The organism is Pontibacter sp. HJ8, from assembly GCF_054824225.1.
This window is the reverse complement of sequence record NZ_JSYF01000658.1, coordinates 1-4,258: the sequence shown is the minus strand read 5'-3', so window position 1 is coordinate 4,258 and position 4,258 is coordinate 1. Positions and strand designations below refer to the sequence as shown.

Here is a 4,258-nt window from a genome sequence, read left to right as displayed (position 1 = left end):
CAAGGATAGTTACACCAGGTATAGGAATAGGTATAAAAAAATTGCCGCACCCACCTCAGCTGAGCATCGGCAAGTGCGGCAATTTATCCATTCGGAGAGCAGACGGCTTGTGCAGGCCTGCCCCTTGTTTATGTAGGCTACTTTATTCTGCTTTCCAAAGCTCGCGCTCCTGGTCGCCTATCAGCACGACAAAGCGGGCTGGGTTGGCAGCCAGCACCAGGCGCATTTCCACTCCCGGAAACTCATCGGACTCGATCCAGACACCTTCCTTTTCACCGTTCGGTCCTACGTGCTCTCCTTTCAAGGAGCTGGGCAGGTAGGCAGAAGGCAGCAGGATATCGGCATCGGAGCGTAATTTGCCGTGCACTTCCTCCAGCGCATCCTCCAGGTAGTCGCCGAACTCTTCGTTAAAATCGTCTTCCAGATCGTGCAGTTCTTCTTCAATATCGTCGTACCGCTCGTCGTTATAATCAAGCGCATTCAGTTCATCTTTCTTTTGGATGATAGCCACCAGCGAACTGTTCAGAGCATTTGCATTCATAGCGTCGTTGTGTTTTTTACAAAGTTGGAAACATGCTGTAGTAATTGCAAATAATACCGTCGATAATTTGCAGACACCTTCGGATGGTTTTGATAAACGTATAAAAACTGTATTTTTACCAAATTTCATTCCTTAAACCATACCCATACCTATGGCAACAGATATTCTGCCTCTCAACGGCACCGATCATATCGAGTTCTATGTGGGCAACGCCAAGCAGGCCGCTCACTTTTACCAGACGGCTTTCGGCTTTCAGCTGGTCGCCTATGCCGGCCCCGAAACAGGTATAAGAGACCGCGCATCCTATGTGTTGCAACAGGAGAAAGTGCGCCTGGTGCTGACCACTTCCTTTGATCCTGAATCAGACATATCGAAACACGTGCTCCAGCATGGCGATGGTGTGAAAGTACTGGCGTTGTGGGTGGATGATGCTGAAAAATCCTTCCGCGAAACAGTAGCCCGTGGGGCACGGCCGGCTATCGAACCGACCACGCTTACCGATGAGCACGGGGAGGTAAAGATTGCCTCGATCCATACCTATGGCGACACGATCCATACCTTCGTGGAGCGTCGCAACTACACGGGCGTGTTCATGCCGGGTTTTTTGCCCAAGCAGAGCCCCCTTGAGATAGAGCCGGTTGGCTTCAAGTATGTAGACCACTGCGTGGGCAATGTGGAGCTGGGCAAGATGAATACTTGGGTAGAGTTCTATGAGAAAGTAATGGGCTTCAGCCTCCTACTGACCTTTGACGACGAGGATATCAGCACGGAGTACACGGCCCTGATGTCGAAGGTGGTATCCAACGGCAACGGCTACATCAAGTTCCCAATAAACGAACCAGCAGAGGGCAAGAAAAAGTCTCAGATTGACGAATACCTGGAGTTCTACCGGGGTCCGGGCGTGCAGCACATTGCCGTGGCGACCAACGATATCCTGCATACCGTATCGGAACTCCGCCGCCGCGGCGTTGAATTCCTGCAGGTACCCGAAACCTACTATGCAGACCTGGTGGATCGCATCGGCCACATAGACGAAGACATGCAGGACCTGCGCAAGCTCAACATCCTCGTGGACCGCGACGACGAAGGCTACCTGCTGCAGATCTTTACCAAACCGGTAGAAGACAGGCCGACGGTTTTCTTCGAGATCATTCAGCGCAAAGGAGCCAAATCATTCGGCAAAGGCAATTTCAAAGCCCTGTTCGAAGCCATCGAACGGGAGCAGGCCCTGCGCGGTAACCTTTAAGCATAAATTAAAGTATAGCCCGGTGTAAAACCGAGCCAGATTTCTTTACTTTGCTAGTCATACATCACACCAGTTCTTCCCCATGTACCTCCGTACAGATAAGAGCTGGTGTGATTTTTTGTGTGATTTAAAGTGCTGCTACCTCACGCTCGCGACCCGCGAGCGTGAGGTAGCAGGCGGACTCCGGCCGCTTTAGAAGCTATACCTGCTCAGGTGGCGGGACGCCACCAGGTACATCACATTCGCGCGATGAAAGAAAGTATATTAGACGATATATCATCCTTAAAATACATTACCAAAGACTATGATTGAACCCGCTATACAACACAAAATTGACGCCTGGCTGTCCGGAAACTACGACGAGGCAACCAAGACAGAAATAAACGAACTGCTCCAGCGCAACGAACATGAAGCCCTTTCTGATGCTTTCTACAAAGACCTGGAGTTCGGTACCGGTGGCCTGCGGGGCATTATGGGAGCGGGCAGCAACCGCATGAACCGCTATACCCTGGGTATGGCAACACAGGGCCTCTGCAACTACCTGAAGCAGAACTTCCCGGGAGAGCGCGTGAAAGTGGCCATCGCCTACGACTGCCGTAACAACTCCGACGTATTTGCGCGCATCGCCGCTGACATCTTCTCGGCCAATGATATCGAGGTATACCTGTTCCAGGCGCTGCGCCCGACGCCGCAGCTCTCCTTTGCCATACGCCAGCTGGGCTGCCAGAGCGGCGTCGTGGTGACGGCTTCCCACAACCCAAAGGAGTACAACGGCTACAAGGTATACTGGAACGACGGCGCACAGGTAACAGCTCCGCACGACAAGAACATCATAACAGAGGTGAACAAGATCACATCGCCCGATGAAGTGGCCTTCGAGTCAAAACCCGCCAACATTCACCTGTTAGGCGAAGAGATGGACGAAGCCTACATCGCGAAAGTAGTTGGCCTTTCTATTTCCCAAGAGGCCATCCGGCACCAGCATGACCTCAAGATCGTGTTCTCGTCTATCCATGGCACCGGCATCACGCTGGTACCGGAAGTGCTCAAGCGCTTTGGTTTCACCAACGTGCACATTGTAGAAGAGCAGGCCACACCGGATGGCAATTTCCCGACGGTGGTTTATCCTAATCCGGAGGAGAAAGAGGCGATGACCCTGGCCCTGAACAAAGCCCGTGCAATAGATGCAGACCTGGTGCTGGCCACAGACCCCGACTCTGACCGCGTAGGTATAGCCGTGAAAAACCTGCAGGGCGAGTTTGTGCTGCTGAACGGCAACCAGACCGGCGCCCTGCTGATGAACTACCTGCTGCTGGCCTGGCAAAAAGCCGGCAAGCTGACCGGCAAAGAGTTTATTGTCAAGACCATCGTGACCACGGACCTGATCAAGGACATTGCCGACAGCTACAACGTGAAGATGTACGAGACCCTGACCGGCTTCAAGTACATCGCTGAGAAGATACGCGAGCTGGAAGGCAAGGAAGTATACATTGGCGGCGGCGAGGAAAGCTACGGCTACATGATCGGCGACTTCGTGCGCGACAAAGACGCTATCTCGGCCTGCGCCCTGATCGCTGAAATGGCTGCCGTGGCAAAAGACAGAGGCCAGACGTTGTTTGAGATGATGGTGGAGATGTACACACAGCACAGCTTCTACAAAGAAGAGCTCGTTTCCTTTACCAAGAAGGGACAGCGGGGCGCCGAGGAGATCCAGCAGATGATGGCCGACATGCGCGCCAATCCGCCGCAGACGGTTGCCGGTTCCAGAATTATGGAAATGAGCGACTACAAACACAGCACGCGCAAAAACCTGTTCTCAGGCGAAGAAACGAAACTTGACCTGGAAAGCTCCAACGTGCTGCAGTACCTCACTGAAGACGGCACCAAGATAAGTGCCCGTCCGTCCGGCACCGAGCCAAAGATCAAGTTCTACATCAGCGTAAATGAGCCGCTTGCGTCTAAAGACGATTTTGATGCTGTGGATCAGCAACTGAATCAGAAAATTGAGCAGATCCTGATAGACCTGAAGCTGAAGTAAGGTTTACTTGTTGAATTGTTGAATGGCTAAATTGTTGGTGGTAATACCTCCGGCGGTTTAGCCATTTTTCTTGTCTCCTGCTCCCACACAGTCTATACCTATACCTGCTTATAACGCAAGTTTGAGCGCAGCGGTAACTTGTGGTGGCACATGCGGCCAGTTTGTAACTGACGGAAATGCTGTTCCAGGTATAACAACCTTAGTTGTTTCATAGCTTCGCCTGCCGGCGGGGCCTCACTTTTTTCCTTGATGAAAAAAGTGAGCAAAAAAATTAGGACGCTCCAAACTCGCTGAACGCTCAGACAGTGGAGCGCCGCAAAGTGCACTTGGCAGAGGCTATACCTGCGTAGCGGAAGTTGGAAGGATATCTGCTATACCTGCTAGCTATACCTACTCATGTAAGAATTCTCCCCTTGAGGGGAGTCAGAGGGGT

General features: G+C 52.2%; 3 protein-coding genes. 2 read left to right on the top strand and 1 reads right to left on the bottom strand.

Annotated elements, in window-relative coordinates; all coding sequences use genetic code 11:
* Positions 1-142: 142 nt before the first annotated feature.
* Entirely contained in the window at positions 143-541 is a 399-nt protein-coding gene (locus tag OB13_RS20685; protein ID WP_461492081.1) for a hypothetical protein, read from the bottom strand.
* A 151-nt stretch (positions 542-692) separates the two neighbouring features.
* On the opposite strand from OB13_RS20685, the gene hppD reads away from it, so the two are divergent.
* A complete protein-coding gene (gene hppD, locus OB13_RS20680) occupies positions 693-1,787 on the top strand; it encodes a 4-hydroxyphenylpyruvate dioxygenase (protein WP_461492080.1) in 1,095 nt (364 codons plus the stop codon).
* Between the two features lie 304 nt (positions 1,788-2,091).
* Entirely contained in the window at positions 2,092-3,825 is a 1,734-nt protein-coding gene (locus OB13_RS20675) for a phospho-sugar mutase (protein WP_461492079.1), read from the top strand.
* The last annotated feature ends 433 nt before the right edge of the window (positions 3,826-4,258 follow it).

What these genes read in the sequence shown, in the direction of transcription:
- OB13_RS20685 (WP_461492081.1), bottom strand. Translation starts at nt 541, where the DNA reads ATGAATGCAAATGCTCTGAACAGTTCGCTGGTGGCTATCATCCAAAAG.
- hppD (WP_461492080.1), top strand. Translation starts at nt 693, where the DNA reads ATGGCAACAGATATTCTGCCTCTCAACGGCACCGATCATATCGAGTTC.
- OB13_RS20675 (WP_461492079.1), top strand. Translation starts at nt 2,092, where the DNA reads ATGATTGAACCCGCTATACAACACAAAATTGACGCCTGGCTGTCCGGA.